General features: G+C 72.8%; 18 protein-coding genes. 13 read left to right on the forward strand and 5 right to left on the reverse strand.

The window, feature by feature from the left end:
- Nucleotides 1–3: 3 nt before the first annotated feature.
- The 3 genes from G514_RS24850 to G514_RS0104345 form a co-directional block, all read right to left on the reverse strand.
- A complete protein-coding gene (locus tag G514_RS24850; RefSeq protein ID WP_051246719.1) occupies nt 4–1,269 on the reverse strand; it encodes an MFS transporter in 1,266 nt (421 codons plus the stop codon).
- Nucleotides 1,266–1,859, reverse strand: coding sequence for a helix-turn-helix domain-containing protein (locus G514_RS24855; RefSeq protein ID WP_157544596.1), 594 nt, complete (start codon nt 1,857–1,859; stop codon nt 1,266–1,268). The genes G514_RS24850 and G514_RS24855 overlap by 4 nt, the downstream gene beginning before the upstream one ends.
- Before the next feature lie 74 nt (nt 1,860–1,933).
- On the reverse strand, nt 1,934–3,487 hold the full coding sequence (locus G514_RS0104345) for an ATP-dependent DNA ligase (RefSeq protein ID WP_028650755.1): 1,554 nt from the start codon (nt 3,485–3,487) through the stop codon (nt 1,934–1,936).
- 41 nt (nt 3,488–3,528) lie between these two features.
- Here G514_RS0104345 and G514_RS0104350 point away from each other — a divergent pair, with 41 nt between their 5' ends.
- From G514_RS0104350 to G514_RS0104405, 12 genes are all read left to right on the forward strand, one after another.
- Nucleotides 3,529–4,386, forward strand: a complete 858-nt coding sequence (locus tag G514_RS0104350) for a DMT family transporter (protein WP_028650756.1) — start codon at nt 3,529–3,531, stop codon at nt 4,384–4,386.
- Nucleotides 4,387–4,575: 189 nt separating this feature from the next.
- A complete protein-coding gene (locus G514_RS0104355) occupies nt 4,576–5,166 on the forward strand; it encodes a TetR/AcrR family transcriptional regulator (RefSeq protein ID WP_028650757.1) in 591 nt (196 codons plus the stop codon).
- Nucleotides 5,163–6,395 carry a cytochrome P450 gene (locus G514_RS0104360; RefSeq protein ID WP_028650758.1) on the forward strand — a complete coding sequence of 411 codons (1,233 nt, stop codon included), beginning with the start codon at nt 5,163–5,165 and terminating at the stop codon, nt 6,393–6,395. Before G514_RS0104355 ends, G514_RS0104360 begins: the two co-directional genes overlap by 4 nt.
- The gene (locus G514_RS0104365) at nt 6,395–7,177 is read left to right on the forward strand and encodes an SDR family oxidoreductase (protein ID WP_028650759.1); all 783 of its coding nucleotides are present in this window, start codon (nt 6,395–6,397) and stop codon (nt 7,175–7,177) included. Before G514_RS0104360 ends, G514_RS0104365 begins: the two co-directional genes overlap by 1 nt.
- Nucleotides 7,174–8,544 (forward strand): cytochrome P450, encoded by a 1,371-nt coding sequence (locus tag G514_RS0104370; protein WP_281167600.1) that lies wholly within the window; start codon nt 7,174–7,176, stop codon nt 8,542–8,544. The genes G514_RS0104365 and G514_RS0104370 overlap by 4 nt, the downstream gene beginning before the upstream one ends.
- 174 nt (nt 8,545–8,718) lie before the next feature.
- On the forward strand, nt 8,719–8,916 hold the full coding sequence (locus G514_RS0104375) for a ferredoxin (protein WP_028650761.1): 198 nt from the start codon (nt 8,719–8,721) through the stop codon (nt 8,914–8,916).
- On the forward strand, nt 8,916–9,536 hold the full coding sequence (locus tag G514_RS24860; protein ID WP_051246725.1) for a hypothetical protein: 621 nt from the start codon (nt 8,916–8,918) through the stop codon (nt 9,534–9,536). Before G514_RS0104375 ends, G514_RS24860 begins: the two co-directional genes overlap by 1 nt.
- Nucleotides 9,533–10,987, forward strand: coding sequence for an aldehyde dehydrogenase (locus G514_RS0104385; RefSeq protein WP_028650762.1), 1,455 nt, complete (start codon nt 9,533–9,535; stop codon nt 10,985–10,987). The genes G514_RS24860 and G514_RS0104385 overlap by 4 nt, the downstream gene beginning before the upstream one ends.
- Nucleotides 10,984–11,718 (forward strand): SDR family oxidoreductase, encoded by a 735-nt coding sequence (locus tag G514_RS0104390; RefSeq protein WP_028650763.1) that lies wholly within the window; start codon nt 10,984–10,986, stop codon nt 11,716–11,718. The genes G514_RS0104385 and G514_RS0104390 overlap by 4 nt, the downstream gene beginning before the upstream one ends.
- On the forward strand, nt 11,715–12,524 hold the full coding sequence (locus tag G514_RS0104395; protein WP_028650764.1) for an NAD(P)-dependent oxidoreductase: 810 nt from the start codon (nt 11,715–11,717) through the stop codon (nt 12,522–12,524). Before G514_RS0104390 ends, G514_RS0104395 begins: the two co-directional genes overlap by 4 nt.
- The gene (locus G514_RS0104400) at nt 12,521–12,913 is read left to right on the forward strand and encodes a carboxymuconolactone decarboxylase family protein (RefSeq protein ID WP_028650765.1); all 393 of its coding nucleotides are present in this window, start codon (nt 12,521–12,523) and stop codon (nt 12,911–12,913) included. The genes G514_RS0104395 and G514_RS0104400 overlap by 4 nt, the downstream gene beginning before the upstream one ends.
- A gap of 235 nt (nt 12,914–13,148) precedes the next feature.
- Nucleotides 13,149–14,273: a potassium channel family protein gene (locus G514_RS0104405; protein ID WP_211222029.1), complete on the forward strand. Its 1,125-nt coding sequence runs from the start codon at nt 13,149–13,151 to the stop codon at nt 14,271–14,273.
- Nucleotides 14,274–14,292: 19 nt separating this feature from the next.
- Here G514_RS0104405 and G514_RS0104410 read toward each other — a convergent pair whose 3' ends face one another.
- Nucleotides 14,293–14,913 (reverse strand): maltokinase N-terminal cap-like domain-containing protein, encoded by a 621-nt coding sequence (locus G514_RS0104410; protein ID WP_028650767.1) that lies wholly within the window; start codon nt 14,911–14,913, stop codon nt 14,293–14,295.
- A 70-nt stretch (nt 14,914–14,983) separates the two neighbouring features.
- Nucleotides 14,984–15,781 carry an enoyl-CoA hydratase/isomerase family protein gene (locus tag G514_RS0104415; protein ID WP_028650768.1) on the reverse strand — a complete coding sequence of 266 codons (798 nt, stop codon included), beginning with the start codon at nt 15,779–15,781 and terminating at the stop codon, nt 14,984–14,986.
- Nucleotides 15,782–15,824: 43 nt separating this feature from the next.
- Here G514_RS0104415 and G514_RS0104420 point away from each other — a divergent pair, with 43 nt between their 5' ends.
- Nucleotides 15,825–16,751, forward strand: a complete 927-nt coding sequence (locus G514_RS0104420; protein WP_028650769.1) for a DNA-3-methyladenine glycosylase family protein — start codon at nt 15,825–15,827, stop codon at nt 16,749–16,751.
- The last annotated feature ends 100 nt before the right edge of the window (nt 16,752–16,851 follow it).

The raw sequence follows: 16,851 nt of genomic DNA on the forward strand, positions 1-16,851 counted from the left end.
GGCCTAGAGGAGGTCGGCGCCGCCGGCCAGCTCCGCTGCGGGCGCAGGCGCGGGCGCCGGCTCGGCCGGCGTACCGGCACCGCGGACGTGGCTCCGGATCTGGTCGCGCAGGCTGACCGCGATCTGCAGGGCGCCGAGCGTCATCACCGAGGCGATGATCCAGAAGATGGTGCGGTAGTCGAGCAGGCTCACCAGCAGCGAACCGACGGCCAGCGAGATCGCCTGCGGGGTCGAGAGCAGCACGTCGACGGTGGCGGAGACCCGGCCGATGAGGTGCCCGGGGGAGCGCCGCTGCATCAGCGTGGTGAACGCGACGAAGGTCCACGGGATCGCGACGCCCAGCACCACGGCGCCCGCGAGCACCACGGTCATGGTGGGCGCGGAGGCCTCGACGGCCGTCGCCAACGCCATGGTCGCCAGCCCGGCCACCGCGCCGCCCACCTCACCCAGCCGCCGGACGACCAGGCTGGCGGTGAGACCACCGGCGATCGCTCCGACGCCCTGAACGGTGACGAAGATCCCCGCGAAGGTCGGAGCCTTGTCGAAGGCGTCGAGCAGCGCGTAGATCGACGCCTCGAAGAACCCGATCACCAGGATCGAGGCGCCGAGACCGATCAGGACGTTGCGGAGCACGCGCTCGCCGACGATGAAGCGCAGCCCCGCCGCGACCTCGTCGCGGAAGCCAGTCCGCGGCGGCGGCGCCGCCTCGGTCACCCTGATCGAGGCGATGAACGCCGCCGCCACGACGAACGTCGCCGCGTCCACCACGGCCACGAGCCAGCCGCCCGCGGTGGCGAAGATCGCGGCGCCGACGAGCGGTCCGAAGAGGCGGAAGCCCTCCTTGAACGTCGCCAGGCCGGAGTTGGCATCGATGAGGAGGTCCTCCGGGAGCAGCTCCTTGAGCAAGCCGTTGACCGCGGCCGGCAGCACGACGAACGAGACGCCGTAGAGGAAGGCCACGGCCCAGATCAGCCAGACGTCGCGCTCGTCCCTGACCAGGACCAGCGGCAGCACCGCCGCGGCGCTCGCCAGGTTGCCCCACACCAGGATCGGCTTGCGGGGCAGCCGGTCGACCCAGACACCGAAGAGCGGCGCGCCCAGCGCCGGCAGCACCATGAAGAAGAAGGTCAGCCCCGCCATCGCGTTGGAGTCGGTGAGCGTCTTCACCCACATGCTCAGCACCAGCAGCATCACCGAGTCGCCGAGCATCGACGTGCTGAGCCCGGCGAACAGGGGCGGGAACCCCGGGCGGGCGAACAGCTTCCTCACGCCTCGTCCACCCCCGGGAAGTAGGTCAGCCCGCCCCACGCGACGAGCTCGCAGAGCCGGGCACCCTCCGGTCGCTTGCCGGGATCGGCGAACCGGTCGACGTGCGCCGTGAGGAGCTCGCGGATGGCGAGGTTGATCTCGCGCAGCTCGTCCGCGGTCAGCCAGGCGAGGGTCTGGGACCGGTCCTGGGCGTCGCGCCACTCCTCCGGCTCGTCGCCCATCCGCTCCTCGGCCTCACGCATGCGGTTCGTGGCGCGCTCGAGCACCACGTCGCTCATCGCCCTGGCCGCCTGCCGCGCCTCGGCGGTGGTCGAGGTCGGGTCCTCGTCCCACGAGAAGCCGAGGACCGGCACCTGCCAGGGGCGCTGCCGGCCGGTGCCACCCTCGGCCTCCTCGACGAACCCGTGCGACGCGAGCTTGCGCAGGTGCCAGGAGCAGTTGGCGGGCGTCTCGTCGAGCCGCTCGGCGAGCGCGGTCGCGGTCATCGGGCCGTTGATGCCGAGCTGCTCGATGATCGCCATCCGGACCGGATGGGCCAGGGCACGGAGCTCACGCGGGTCCCGCAGGCGTCGGTTCTTGGGTGCATCCACGTATCGAAACTACTCTTTCGAAAGACTTGTTGCAATAGGGTGGACGCGGTTGCACGCCAGGGTCGGGCGCGGGGTCAGGGACCCGCCGGCGGTGCGGACAGCGCGCGCACCGTCTCGATCGTGTCGGCCTGGTCGGCGTTCTTGTCGTCGCGGTAGCGGACGACGCGGGCGAAGCGGAGCGCGAGCCCGCCGGGATAGCGGGTCGAGCGCTGGAGGCCGTCGAAGGCGATCTCGACGACCTGCTCCGGCCGGACCTCGACCACGTGGTGGTCGCGGACACCGGCCGGGTCGAGGGCGAGCTCGGTGAACCGCGCGGTCTGCCAGGCGAGCATCTCGTCGGTCATGCCCTTGAACGTCTTGCCGAGCATCACGAAGCCGCCCTCGGCGGAGTCGTCGCGGGCACCGAGGTGGATGTTGGAGAGCCAGCCCCGACGGCGGCCCGAGCCCCACTCGACGGCGAGGACGACGAGGTCGAGGGTGTGCACCGGCTTGACCTTCACCCAGGCGGAGCCGCGACGGCCGGCGTCGTAGGGGGCAGCGAGGTCCTTGACGACGACGCCCTCGTGGCCGAGGTCGAGCACCTTCGACGTGAAGGCCTCGGCTTCTGCGACGTCGGCGGTCACCAGGCGCGGAACGAGGTGCTCCTCGGGCACCAGCCCGGCCAGCGCCTCGAGCCGCTCGGAGCCCGGGGCGTCGACCAGGTCGCGCCCGTTGAGGTGGAGGAGGTCGAAGAAGTAGGGCGTGAGGTGGACGCCCGCGGCCATCGCCGTGCGCGAGGCGGTCTCCTGGAACGGTCGCGGCCGGCCCTGGTCGTCGAGCGCGAGCACCTCGCCGTCGAGCACCAGGTCGGTGGCGGGCAGCGCGCGGGTCACCTCCACGACCTCGGGGAGCCGCGCGGTGATGTCTTCGAGCGAGCGCGTCGCGACGACCACGTCGTCGCCGCGGCGGTGCACCTGGATCCGGATGCCGTCGAGCTTGGTGTCGATCGCCACGGGGCGGTCGGACCCGCCGCCGGCCTTGGCCATCGCGGCCTCGACGGTGGTCGCGCTGGAGGCGAGCATCGGCAGCACCGGCCGGCCGACCTCGAGGACGAACGCCGCCAGCGCCTCTTCGCCGCCGGTCAGCGCGGCGACCGAGACGGCGACCGTCGAGCCCGCCATCATCGCGGCGCGGCGCACGGCGACAAGCGGGACTCCGCCCGCGGCGGCCAGCCCCTCCTGCACCAGGGAGTCGAGGGCGCCCTGCCGGACCTCGCCGGTGACGACGCCGCGCAGCCACGGCTGCTCCGCGGCGGTGGCACGCCCGAACAGCTCGGCCGTCGCCGTGGCCCGGGCCTGCTGCGACCCCGACCCGGACACGGCGGCGATGCGCTCGAACGCCTCGTGCACCTCGAGCACGGTCAGCGACGGCTCGGCCGCCGGCGGCGGCAGCGCCTGCATCGAGCGCCAGCCCAGGCCGGTGCGCCGCTGGCGCAGCGACCCGGCGAGGTAGGACGTGACGGTCTCGATCTCCTCCGCGCTCGCGCCGGCGACCCGCGAGAACAGCTCGGCGAACGCCGCGGTCTTGGCCTTGTGCGAGCGCGTGGCGGCGACCTCGGTGGAGGTGGCCACGATGTCGGCGAGGAGCATGGGGACAGTCAACCCGTCGGCACCGACACCAGGACAGCCCGTTGCACCTCGATCCCGGACCGCTCGTCGTCGTCCTGGTCCTGCTCGCGGCCGTCCTCCACGCGACCTGGAACGCGGTCGCGCACTCGGCCGCGGACCGGGTGGCCGGGTTCGGGCTGATCTCGGCCTCGACGTGCGTCGTCGGAGTCGCGCTCATCGTGGTGAGCGAGCCCGTGGGGTGGCGCTGGCTCTGGTTCGCGGCCGGCTCGGCGGTGCTGCACGTGGCCTACGTGCTGCTGCTCATGGCGACGTACGAGGTCGCGGACCTCAGCCGGGCCTACCCGCTCAGCCGCGGCACCGGCGTCGCGCTGACCGCGGCGGCGTCGCTGGTGCTGCCGCGCTCGCCGCTCGGCCCCGACGTCGTCGCCGGGGTGGTGCTCGTGGTGCTCGGGCTCGTCGGGGTGACGCTCGCCGGCCCGCCGCTGACTCGGCGCGACCGGGTGGGCATCGCGACGGCTCTCGCGACGGGGACCGCGATCGCCGGCTACACCGTCGTCGACGGCCTGGCGGTGTCGGGCGGCGCGCCGGTGCTGGCATACGGCGGCTGGCTCATGGCGCTCCACTCGGGCGTCGTGGTCGCGTACGCCGTCGCCCGGCGCGGCCGGGCGCTGCTGAGCCTGCCGCGGCGCCAGACCGCGATGGCGCTCGGCGGGGGAGTCGTATCGGTGCTGGCCTACGGCCTGGTGCTGCTCGCCCAGACCAGCGGCGCGCTCGCCGCGGTCGCCGCCCTCCGCGAGCTCAGCATCGCGGTCGGCGTCCTGATCGGTGTCTTCGTCCTGCGCGAGTCGGCGGCCCGCCAGCGCCTGCTGCCGGCGGTCGTGCTGACGGCCGGCGCGGTGGTGCTGGCGCTGTCGATCTGAGCGCTGCGGGCGACGTTCGACCGGGGCTGCCGGGGGTGGCGGGGGCTGCCGGGGCTGCCGGGGCTGCCGGGGGCTGCCCCCACGAAACTGGCGCTGACCGGATGGAGTTCCTTGCGGTCAGCGGCAGTTTCACCGGGTACCCGGTGAAACTGCCTTGACTAGAACGAGAACACGTTCTAACTTGGACACGTGTCCAGTCAGGTGTCCACCCTGCCGCGGCGGGGCCTGAACGCCCGGCAGGCGGAGACGGTCCAGAAGCTTCTGGACGCCGCGGCGCAGGAGCTGGCCGCGGTCGGGCCGGAGGCGCTCACCATCCGCACGGTCGCCGGCCGCGCGGGGGTCTCGCCGGCCACGGCGTACACCTACTTCGGCTCCAAGAACCACCTCTACGCCGAGCTGTTCCACCGCAAGGTGCTGCTCGAGCACCCCGTCGAGCAGGCCGTCGAAGTTGGCGGCCGCACGCCGGTCGAGCGGGTCGCCGCGGTCACCCGGCACCTCGCGACGGTGCTCGGCGCGAGCCCGCACCTCGCCTCGGCGGCCAACCACGCGCTGCTCGGCACCGACCCCGACGTCGAGCGGCTGCGGATCGTGATCGGCGCGGAGATCCACGACCGGTTCCGCAGCGCACTCGGGCCCGACGCCGACGCCGAGCTCCTCGACGCGCTCACGCTCGCGCTCACCGGCGCGCTGCTCCAGACCGGCATGGGGCTGATCTCCTACGACGACCTGGCCGACCGGCTCGACGCCGTCATGGCCACGATCCTCCGAGGCAACGCGTGAGCGCGGTGACCAGCGACCGGGTCGTGCTGGACCCGTACGACTACGCCTTCCAGGACGACCCCTACCCGACGTACGCCTGGCTCCGCGAGCACGAGCCGCTGCACCACAACCCCGCCCTCGACCTGTGGGCGCTGACCAGGCACGCCGACATCGCCGACGCCGTGCGCGCCGAGGGCACCTACTCCAACTCCCGGGGCGTCGCCATCGAGGACTCGGCGTGGGGCCCGGACGCGCACAAGGTGATGTCGATCCTCGGCATGGACCCGCCCCGGCAGACGCGGCTGCGCTCGCTGGTGTCCCGCGGCTTCACGCCGCGCCGGGTCCACGACCTGCTGCCGCGCATCCAGGAGCTCACCGACCGCTACCTCGGCGAGTGCCTCGACCTGGCAGCCGACGGCGCCGGGTTCGACTGGATCACCGACTTCGCCGGCAAGCTGCCCATGGACGTCATCTCCGAGCTGATGGGCGTCCCCGAGGACGACCGCGCGGAGGTACGCCGCCAGGCCGACGTCGTCGTGCACCGCGAGGACGGCGTCTACGACGTGCCGCCGGCGGCCATGGACGCCTCGCTGTGGCTCGTCGGCTACTACCAGGCGATGGTCGACGAGCGACGGCGTGTGCCGGCCGACGACCTCACCTCCGCGCTGGTCGAGGCCGAGGTCGATGGCGAGCGGCTCACCGACGAGGACGTCATCGCGTTCCTGTTCCTCATGGTCGTCGCCGGCAACGAGACGACCACGAAGCTGCTCGGCCACGCGCTGTTCCACCTCACCCGGCACCCCGGCCAGCTGGCCGAGGTGTTCGGCGGCGCCGGCAACCCCGAGCTGGTCACCCCGTGGATCGAGGAGACGCTGCGCTTCGACACCTCGAGCCAGCTGCTCGCGCGCTACCTGCTGGAGGACGTCGAGCTGCACGGCCGGGTCGCGCCGCGCGGGTCGAAGCTGCTGCTCTGCCTCGGCTCGGCCAACCGCGACGAGCGGGTGTTCTCGCACCCCGACGACTACGACCTCCACCGCGACCCCGACGAGCTCGCCAGGATCCTGTCCTTCGGTGGCGGCCGGCACTTCTGCCTCGGTGCCAACCTCGCCCGCCTCGAAGCCCGCGTCGCGCTCACCAGCCTCGTCGCCCGGGTCCGGTCGGTCGAGGTCGACCACGCGCGCTGCGTGCGCGTGCACTCGCTCAACGTGCGCGGCTTCGCCTCGGTGCCGACGACGGTCGAGGCGCGCTGATGGCGAGCGAGAAGTACGCCCAGCCCGCACGCCGCCCCGCGGTCGTCACCGGCGCCGGCTCGGGCATCGGCGCGGCCACCGCGCTCAGCCTCGCCCGGGCCGGCTTCCCGGTCGCCCTCGGCGCCCGTCGCGTCGACCGGCTCGAGGAGGTCGCCGCACAGGTGCGCGCCGACGGCGGCGAGGCCGTCGTGCACGCGCTCGACCTCACCGACGACGCCTCGGTGGCGTCGTTCGCCGAGGCCGTCGCCGACGAGCTCGGCGACATCGAGGTGGTGGTGTCCAACGCCGGCGCGGTCGGGCCCGGCACGATCACCGACGTCGACCCGGAGCGGTTCACCCGCGAGCTCGACCTCACCGTGGTCGGCGCGCACCGGCTGGTCCGCGCCTTCGTGCCCGGCATGCAGCAACGGCGTCGGGGCGACATCGTCTTCGTCTCGTCCGACACGGCCGTGCGCCCGCGGCCGTTCATGGCGGCGTACTCGTCGGGCAAGTGGGGCCTCGAGGGGCTGGCGGCGAGCCTGCAGCTCGAGCTCGAGGGGACCGGCGTGCGCGCCTCGGTCGTGCGGCCCGGCCCGACCTGGAGCGAGATGGGCAGCGACTGGGACCCCGACGACGCGGCGTTCGTGCTCGACCAGTGGGTGCGCTTCGGGCTCGCCCGGCACCCCCACTTCCTGAAGCCCGCGGCCGTCGCCGACGCCATCACCACCGTCGTGAGCGCCCCGCGCGGCGTGCACCTCAGCCTGGTCGAGGTCAGCCCCGAGGCACCGCTGGAGGACTCGTGAGCGAGATCCCGATGGTGAGCTTCGCCGTGCCGGACGACGGCCACGGTCACCTCGCCGAGATGCGGGTGGACCCGATCGGGCTCTTCCACCGGGTCCGCGAGGAGTGCGGTGACATCGGGCGGTTCCGGCTCGCCGACCGCGACGTGGTGCTGGTCAGCGGCGCCGAGGCCAACGAGCAGTTCTTCCGGGCGCCCGACTCCACCCTCGACCAGGCCGCGGCGTACCCCTTCATGACCCCGATCTTCGGCAAGGGCGTGGTCTTCGACGCCAGTCCCGAGGAGCGCCAGCAGATGCTGAAGAACCAGGCGCTGCGCGGCGACATGATGCGCGGCCACGCGCAGACCATCGAGGCCGAGGTACGCCGGATGGTCGCCACCTGGGGTGCCGACGACGAGCAGGACGACGGGCAGGGCGGCGAGATCGACCTGCTCGACTGGTTCGCGGAGCTCACGATCTACACGACCTCGGCGTGCCTGATCGGCAGGCCGTTCCGCGAGGAGCTCGACGCGTCGTTCGCCCGGCACTACCACGAGCTGGAGCGCGGCACCGACGCGATCGCGTACGTCGACCCGTACGCCGACATCGAGTCCTTCCACCGCCGCGACGCCGCCCGTGAGCGGCTCGTCGAGCTCGTGCAGGCGATCATCGAGAAGCGCCTCGCGCGGGGCACGGTGCCGCGCGAGGAGCGCGACCTGCTCGACGTGCTCATCTCGATCGAGATGAGCGCCGACCACATCACCGGCATCTTCATCTCGATGATGTTCGCCGGTCACCACACCTCGTCGGGGACCGCCGCGTGGGCGCTGATCGAGCTGATGCGCCACCCCGAGGTGATGAAGGACGTCGTCGCCGAGCTCGACGAGCTCTACGCAGGTCGCCGAGGGGAAGGCACCGTCGAGGTCTCGTTCCAGGCGCTGCGCTCGATCCCTCGGCTGGAGGCGGCGCTGAAGGAGACGCTGCGGCTGCACCCGCCGCTGGTCATCCTGCTGCGCGTGGTGCAGGAGGAGGTCGAGCTGGCCGGGCACACGATCGCGCCCGGCACGATGGTCGCCGCGTCACCCCGCGTGTCCAACAGGATCGGCGAGGACTTCCCCGACCCCGACCGGTTCGACCCGGGCCGCTACCTCGACCCGAGGCAGGAGGACCTCCAGAACCGCTGGACCTGGATCCCCTTCGGCGCCGGCAGGCACCGGTGCGTCGGCAACGCGTTCGCGATGATGCAGCTCAAGGCGATCTTCTCGGTGATCCTGCGCGACTACGAGTTCGAGCCGGCACAGCCCCTCGAGACCTACCGCGACGACACCTCGAAGATGGTCATCCAGCTCGAGCAGCCGTGCCGGGTCCGCTACCGGAGGCGATCGCGGTGACCGGCCTCGGACCGGCGTCAGCAGGTGCCTGCGCTGCGGTGGTCTCGACGAGCTCGACCAGCGCGGGGCGGCTTGCGACGCAGGCTGCGGCACGGAGGCGGTCGCGGTGACCGGCATCGGACCGGCGTCAGCAGGTGCCTGCGCTGCGGCGGCTGCGGCACGGAGGCGGTCGTGATGCGCGTCGTGGCCGACCTGGACCTGTGCCAGGCGCACCAGATGTGCCAGGGGGAGGCACCCGACGTGTTCGGCTTCGACGCCGGGGCCGACAAGGTCACGCTCCTGCAGGAGCACCCCGACGAGTCCGTGCGGCCGCAGGTGCAGGCCGCCGTCCGCTACTGCCCCGCCATGGCCCTGAGCATCGAGGAGAGCTGATGTCCGACCTGACCCGCGCCGAGATCGAGGAGTTCTGGGAGACCTGGCTCGACGTCAACCGCGCGGCCGAGCGCAGTGGCGACTGGACGATCATGGCCGACTGGTACGCCGAGGACGCGACGTACGGCTGGATGTACACGCCCGACGAGCACTTCATGGCCGTGGGCCGCGAGGAGATCCGCAGGCTGGCGATCGGCCAGGAGATGGCCGGGCTCGACGGGTGGCACTACGACTACCAGTGCACGATGATCGACGAGGCCAAGGGGATGGTGCTGGGCTTCTGGAAGCAGAAGTCGGGGATCACCGACGACGCCACCGGGCAGGAGTACGAGATCCTCGGCATCGGCGGCTCGTGGTTCGGCGTCGAGCGGCAGGCGGCCGGCCCCGACGAGGGCACGCTGAAGTTCGCCTGGCAGCGCGACTGGTTCGACCTCGGCTCGACCGCCACGACGTTCCTGGCCATCGCCGCGTCCGGCAAGGCGCCGCAGGGGCTGGTCGACCGGATGGGCGTCAACGGCAGGGAGCTGCCGGGCCACTACACCTACGACGAGCTCCCGTCGACGCTGTGGCCGCCGCCGGTGGAGCGGGGCGACTTCGTGACCCAGGAGTCGGCGACGTGACGACGCCTCCGGCGCAGCTGCTCGTCGACGGCAAGCTGGTGCCGGCGAGCGACGGCGCGACGTTCCCGATCCTCGCCCCCGCGACCGGCGCGGAGATCGGGCGCGCGCCCGACGCGACGGCCGCCGACGTCGACGCCGCGATCGCGGCCGCCCGGCGGGCCTTCGACGAGACCGGCTGGTCGACCGACGTCGGGCTCCGGGTCCGCTGCCTGCGTCAGCTCCACCAGGCGCTGCTCGACCACTCCGACGACTTCCGCGCGCTGACGGCGGCCGAGGTCGGGATGCCGGCGTTCATGCAGGTCGCGGCTGGCTTCGACGCGCCCGTCGAGGGGCTGCGGTGGGTGGCCGACCTCGCCGAGTCCTACGACTACGAGACCGACCTCGGGGTCGCCGAGCCGATGGGGGTCCCGAGCCGCCGGACCGTCCGCCGCGAGGCCGTCGGCGTGGTCGCCGCCATCACGCCGTGGAACGTGCCGACCCAGATCAACCTCGCCAAGGTCGGCCCCGCGCTCGCGGCGGGCTGCACGGTCGTGCTCAAGCCGGCACCCGACACGCCCTGGCTCGCGTGCGAGCTCGGACGGCTGGCAGCCGAGCGCACCGACCTGCCGCCCGGGGTGCTCAACGTGGTCACGCCGCGCTCCGACGAGGTCGCGTCGGTCCTCGCGACCGACCCGCGCGTCGACATGGTGTCGTTCACCGGCTCGACGGCGACGGGCCGGGCGATCATGGCCGCGGCGGCTCCGACGCTCAAGCGGGTCTTCCTCGAGCTCGGCGGCAAGTCGGCCGCGATCGCGCTCGACGACGCCGACGTCGCGGCCGTCGCGGGCGCCACGGCGTTCGAGGCCTGCATCCACGCCGGCCAGGGCTGCGCGATCACGACCCGACTCGTCGTGCCCCGCGACCGGTACGACGAGGCGGTGCAGGTGGCCGCGGCGACGATGGAGTCGATCGGGGTCAGGGACCCGGCCGACCCGGGCGCGATCTGCGGCCCGGTGATCTCGCGGGCCCAGCGAGACCGGGTCGAGGCCTACCTGCGGCTGGCGGTCGAGGAGGGCGGCAGGTTCGCGACCGGCGGCCACGTCATCGACCGGGACGGGTTCTGGGTCGAGCCGACCGTGGTGGCGGGACTCGACAACACCTCCCGGCTCGCGCAGGAGGAGATCTTCGGCCCGGTGCTCGTCGTGATCGCGCACGACGGCGACGACGACGCGGTGCGCATCGCCAACGAGTCGGCGTACGGCCTCTCGGGCTCGGTCGACTCCGCCGACCTCGAGCGCGCGAAGGCGGTCGCGCGCCGCATCCGCACCGGCACGCTGGCGGTCAACGGCGGGGTGTGGTTCAGCCCCGACGCTCCGTTCGGCGGCTACAAGCAGTCGGGGGTCGGCCGCGAGATGGGCGTGGCCGGCTTCGAGGAATACCTCGAGACGAAAGTGATGGCGGAGCCCGCGTGAAGAGGTTCGACGGCAAGGTCGCGGTGGTCACCGGCGCGGCCCAGGGGATCGGCGAGGCGTACGCGCGGGCGCTCGCCGCGGAGGGGGCGTCGGTCGTGGTCGCCGACGTCAGCGCCGAGGCGGGGGAGCAGGTGGCCGCCGAGGTGGGCGGGCTGTTCGTGCGCACGGACGTGTCGTCCCACGAGTCGGCTGCCGCGATGGTCGAGGCGGCCGTCTCGGCGTACGGCGGGATCGACCTGCTGGTCAACAACGCCGCGATCTACGGCGACATGGAGTTCGACCTGTTGGTCAGCGTCGACTGGGACTACTACAGGAGGTTCATGTCGGTGAACATGGACGGCGCGCTGGTGATGACGCGGGCCTGCTACCCCGAGATGCACCAGCGCGGCGGCGGCGCGATCGTCAACCAGAGCTCGACCGCGGCCTGGCTCTACTCCGGCTTCTACGGCCTGGCGAAGGCCGGGGTCAACGCCCTGACCCAGCAGCTGGCGCACGAGCTGGGCGGCATGGGGATCCGTGTCAACGCGATCGCGCCCGGCCCGACCGACACCGCAGCCACCCACAAGCAGGCCGGTGACGCCGCCCGCGAGCTCGTGAAGGGGATGGCGCTCAAGCGGATGGGCCGTCCCGACGACATGGTCGGTGCTTGCCTGTTCCTGCTCTCCGACGAGGCGGCCTGGCTGACCGGGCAGATCATCGCGGTCGACGGCGGACAGACGTTCCGCTCATGACGCCCTCCGTCGGCTTCGTGGGCCTCGGCAGCATCGGGAGGCCGATGGCGCTGCGGCTCGTCGACCTCGACCTGCGCGTCCACGACGTCGCCAGCGAGCCGGTCGCCGAGCTGGTCGCGGCCGGCGCCGCGGCCGCCTCGTCGGTCGCCGAAGCCGCCGAAGCCGACGTGCTGTGCGTGATGGTCCGCGACGACGAGCAGGTCCGGGCGGTGGCGTCCGAGGTGATCGCCTCCGGCGCCGCACCGGTGCTGGTGGTCCATTCGACGGTGGCGCCCGGCACGCCCGCCGACCTCGCGTCGCTCGGGCTGCGGGTGCTGGACGCTCCGGTGAGCGGGGGCCCGATGGGCGCGGCCGACGGCTCCCTGGCGATCCTGGTCGGCGGCGACGAGGCGTCGTACGCCGTGGCCGAGCCGGTGCTCACCCGGATGGGCTCCAAGGTCGTGCACGCCGGACCGCTCGGCGCCGGCACCCGCATGAAGCTCGCCCGCAACCTGATCCACTTCGTCGCGTTCACCGCGGTCACCGAGGCGCAGCGGCTCGCCGAGGCGTCCGGCCTCGACCTGCTCGCGCTCGGTGAGGTGGTCCGGCACACCGACGCGATCACCGGCGGCCCGGGCGCGATCATGCACCGCGACACGACGGCCCCGCTGGCGGCCGACGACTTCTGGCACGGTGTCTTCGACCACGTGCGGGCGCTGGGCGAGAAGGACCTGTCGTTCGCGATCGAGCTGGCGGCGACACTGGGCGTCGACGTGCCGCTCGCGCAGCTCGCGCGCGAACACCTGGCGAAGGGACTGGGACTGTGACCGATGAGGGGACGGGCAGGTTCGACGACCTCCCCGACCAGCGGCGCCTCGGGCTCGAGCGCATGGAGGAGGTGTACGGCTTCGAGATGTCCGACGGAGCCGGCGACTTCTTCCGCTACACCGCCGACCACCTGTTCGCCGACATCTGGAGCCGGCCGGGGCTCTCCGACCGCGACCGCCGGCTGCTGCTGATCGGCCTGCTCGCCGGCACCGGTGCGCACGACGTGCTCACGATCCAGGTGCCGGCGGCGCTGGCGTCCGGCGACCTCGACGAGACCGCCCTGCGCGAGATCGTGGTCTTCCTGAGCCACTACGCCGGCTGGCCGGTCGGGGCGCGGCTCAACTCCCTGGTCGAGGAGACGGTCGCCAAGGCCGCCCGCGAGCGGTGACGACCTTCGAGGGCGAGGTCCTCGCCCAGGCCCGGCCCGACCTGGTGGACGCGGCGTACGCCTGACCGCGTGCGGAGTCCCACCAAGACCAGATCAGCGCAATCGCGCCGGTTGTGCACCGTTTCACGCGTGAAACACGACCGAACGGGCGCGAATGCGCTGGATCGGTCTTGCCGGAATGGTCCGGACAGGTCATGTCGGGGCGGCCTCCGCGGGTGCGATGATCACCCGCGCCATGGCCTTCATCCCCGCGCGCTTCGCGACGTTCTTCAGCATCCCGATCCTGCGCCGGGCCGCCTTTCACGTGAAGCGGCTGACCAGCGGGATGGACGCCTCGTTCTTCTCCCGGGTGGGCGTCTTCCTCGCGGGCGTCCTCGTGGTGACCTCCGCCCTGGTGACCTTCGCCGAACGCAACGGCGAGTACAAGTGGCACACCGTGGGCGGCTACTTCAAGCAGTTCGGCGGCTGGTTCTACTGGTCCCTGACCACCGTCATGAGCGCGGGGGAGTCCGGGCGGGTGCACACCGTCACCGGCTACGTCGTCGGGTGGCTGCTCATCCTCTTCGGCGTCGCGATCGTCGCCTCGCTCACCGGAGCCCTGGTCGGGTTCCTCATCGACTACCTGCTCAAGGAGGGCCAGGGCATGGGTGCTTCGGGCTACCGCGACCACATCATCGTCTGCGGCTGGAACTCGACCGCGCGGGAGCTGATCCAGGAGCTCTCGACCGATGAGTACACGACGAAGATCGTCGTCGTCAGCGACGTCGACAAGAACCCCGCGGGCGAGGGCGTCTACTTCGTCAACGGCGACATCACCACCGCACACGACCTCAAGCGGGCCGGCATCGAGGACGCCATGGCGGCCGTCGTGTGCCCGGCCGACGGGTCCAACGAGGCCGACATGAAGTCCATCCTCTGCGTGATGGCGATCGAGTCGCTCGCCCCGCACGTGCGGACGGTCGTCGAGGTCAACAACCCCCTCCACGTCGAGCACTTCCAGCGCGCCGAGGCCGACGAGATCCTGGTCTCCTCACAGCTGGTCTCGCGGCTGATGGCGCGCTCGTCGCTCTACCCCGGGCTCGCCGGCCTGGTCACCGACATCGTGTCGGGTGGCGACGGCTCCGAGCTCTACCGCGTCCAGCTCCCTGACTCCTACGTCGGGCTGTCGGTCGACGAGCTCTCCGCCAAGCTGCGGTCGGAGCACCGGGCCACCCTGCTGTCGGTCAGCCGCGGCGGCCAGGCCTACGTCAACCCGCCGGAGGACTTCCGCCTCGCGAACGGCGACGACCTCATCGTCGTCGCCGAGTCGCTGGGCGACCTCGAGCCGCTCCAGATGGACCACGACCTGAAATCGCAGTAGCTCGTCACTCCGCCCCCGGTCAGTCCGGACGAACGCCCGCGATCACGACGTCGTCGCCGCCCTTCCAGGTGACGGAGAGCGTCTCGGCGGCGTCGACGTAGGTGCCGGTGATCCGTGCGACGACGACCTCGAGCGGGCCGGCGTTCACGATCGTGAGCGGGCCCTCGTCGTGGCACCCCACCTCGGTGACCGGGGGTACGTCGGACGCGCTGCCGCTGCCGCGCACCTGGGCGCTGGTCGGCCGCGACTCCGGGCCGTCACCGAGGTCGAACTCGTGGTCGACGCCGGTGCCGCCGGTGAGCACCGCCCGGACCAGCTCGCCGACGAGGACCGGGTCGGCGCAGCCGTCGTAGACCCAGCGCCGGCCGAGCTCGGAGTGCTCGGACGTCCCGATGAGGTGCTCCTCGGCGCCCTCGAGCTCGGCGCTGCGGTAGGTGAGCACCACGACGAACGTCGGCAGGCCCTCGGCCCCGAGCAGGAAGCCCTCGCAGCCGACCTCCCCGGCGGGGTCGTCGAAGCGGAACGACCCGGTGATCGTGCGGCCCTCGTTGCCGTCGTACCAGGAGCGGGTCGGCAGCCACGCCTCCATCAGCTCGCGCTTGGACGGGGTCAGGGTCGCGTGCGGGTAGACGATCGCCATGGCGGGGAGCCTAGGGCCGGCTTCGCGGACCGGGCCATCGCGATCCTGCCGTTCGACCCCCCGAATCCGGTCACCAGCCGGGCGGCAGCGCCGTGAAGTCGGCCTCGCGGCCCTCCGCGAACGCCGCCAGCGCCTCGAGGTTGGCCGGGCCGCCCATCAGCTCGGCGAACGCGGCGTTCTCCCGCTCGCGCGCGGCCGCGATGCCGGCGCGCCGCGGCTCGGTCATCGTGCGCTTGACCGCGACCAGCGACGAGATCGGCTTGGCGGCGAGCACCTCGGCGTGCCGCCGCGCCTCGTCGAGGAGCTCGTCGGGGGCGCAGACGCGCCAGACCAGCCCCATCGCGAGCGCCTCCTCGGCCGAGACCCACTCCGAGGACTGCAGCAGCCATGCGGCGTTCTGCCGGCCGACCAGCAGCGGCATGAGGTACGACGACGCGGCCTCGGGTGCGACACCGAGCGAGGTGAACGGGCACTTGAGGCGCGCCTCGGCCGACATGAGCGCCAGGTCGGCGAAACCCAGGATCGTGCACCCGATGCCGAGGCCGATGCCGTTGACCGCCACCACCAGTGGCTTCGGGAACGCGTCGAGAGCGTCCACGAGCCCCGGGAAGCCGTGCCGGCCGCGCTCGAACGCCGGGTCGGTGGCGATCCGGTGCATCTCGAGCAGGTCGGTGCCGGCGGAGAAGCCGCGGCCGTTGCCGGTCAGCAGCACGACGGCGACCGCGGGGTCCTCGGCGGCGGCGAGCAGCGCGTCGGCGAGGGCGTCGTAGAGCGCCTCGTTGAAGGCGTTGAGGGCCTCGGGCCGATCGAGGGTCAGCGTGCGGACCCGCGCGGAGTCGGCGCTCTGCAGGACGTGCGGCGGCGTCATGCCCGCAACGTAGTGGTCGGCGGCGGGTCGTAGGGTCTGGCACGTGGCGGACGGACAGGTGCGGGTGTGGCGCCCCGACTGGCCGTGCGCCGTGGTCCGCACCCTCGACCAGCAGCGCCACGGCGGCGGCGACCCGACGTTCCGCCTCGACGAGCACGGCCGGGTCTGGCGCGGCATCCGTACGCCGGTCGGCACCGCCACAATGGTCGTCACGCCGCTCGACCGGCACGGCGAGGTGCGCGCCGAGGCCTGGGGGGCGGGCGCCCAGTGGGCGCTCGAGTCGGTCCCCGGACTGCTCGGCGCCGACGACGACTGGACGGGCTTCGAGCCCCGTCACCCCGTCGTGGCCGAGGCCTGGCGGCGGCACGCCCACGCCCGGCTCGGTCGCAGCGGGCTGGTGATGGAGTCGCTGGTGCCGGCGATCATCGAGCAGAAGGTCACCGGCCAGGAGGCGTTCGCGGGGTTCCGGAGGCTGGTGCTCCGGCACGGCGAGCCCGCGCCCGGTCCCGGCCCCGAGCGCCGGCTGTGGGTGCAGCCGAGCGCCGACACGCTGCGCCGGATCCCCTCCTGGGAGTGGCTGCGCCTGCACATCGACCCCGCGCGCTCCCGGGCGATCGTCACGGTCAGCCGGGTCGCCGAGAGCCTCGAGCGCACGCTCCGGATGAGCCACGAGGAGGCCGACCGCAGGCTGCGCAGCCTCCCGGGCATCGGGGTGTGGACCAGCGCCGAGGTGCGGCAGCGGTCGCACGGCGACCCCGACGCCGTGTCGTTCGGTGACTACCACATCGCCAAGGACGTCGGCTGGGCGCTGACCGGCACGCCGTTCGACGACGCGGAGCTCGAGGCGTTCCTCGAGCCCTGGCGCCCCCAGCGTGGCCGCGTCCCCACCCTGCTCGGGCTGGCCGGGCTCCGCCGGCCCCGCCACGGCCCCCGCATGTCACCGCGCACGCACCTCCCCGTCCACGGGTAGTCCCGCCGGCCCGGGCGACGGACCGTCCCGCCCGCCGTGACCGGCGTAACCCTGTGTGTGACAGGGCGTTACAGACGTGACCCCCGTCACCGGAGGACAC

Origin of the sequence: Nocardioides halotolerans DSM 19273, assembly GCF_000422805.1 — a bacterium.
GTDB classification, from domain to species: Bacteria; Actinomycetota; Actinomycetes; order Propionibacteriales; family Nocardioidaceae; genus Nocardioides; species Nocardioides halotolerans.

Coding starts and splice junctions, on each gene's coding strand:
- G514_RS0104410 (WP_028650767.1), bottom strand. CDS start 14,913: ATGGCGATCGTCTACCCGCACGCGACCCTGACCCCGTCCAAGCGCGAG.
- G514_RS0104395 (WP_028650764.1), top strand. CDS start 11,715: ATGACGCCCTCCGTCGGCTTCGTGGGCCTCGGCAGCATCGGGAGGCCG.
- G514_RS0104405 (WP_211222029.1), top strand. CDS start 13,149: ATGGCCTTCATCCCCGCGCGCTTCGCGACGTTCTTCAGCATCCCGATC.
- G514_RS0104415 (WP_028650768.1), bottom strand. CDS start 15,781: ATGACGCCGCCGCACGTCCTGCAGAGCGCCGACTCCGCGCGGGTCCGC.
- G514_RS24860 (WP_051246725.1), top strand. CDS start 8,916: ATGTCCGACCTGACCCGCGCCGAGATCGAGGAGTTCTGGGAGACCTGG.
- G514_RS0104365 (WP_028650759.1), top strand. CDS start 6,395: ATGGCGAGCGAGAAGTACGCCCAGCCCGCACGCCGCCCCGCGGTCGTC.
- G514_RS0104375 (WP_028650761.1), top strand. CDS start 8,719: ATGCGCGTCGTGGCCGACCTGGACCTGTGCCAGGCGCACCAGATGTGC.
- G514_RS0104345 (WP_028650755.1), bottom strand. CDS start 3,487: ATGCTCCTCGCCGACATCGTGGCCACCTCCACCGAGGTCGCCGCCACG.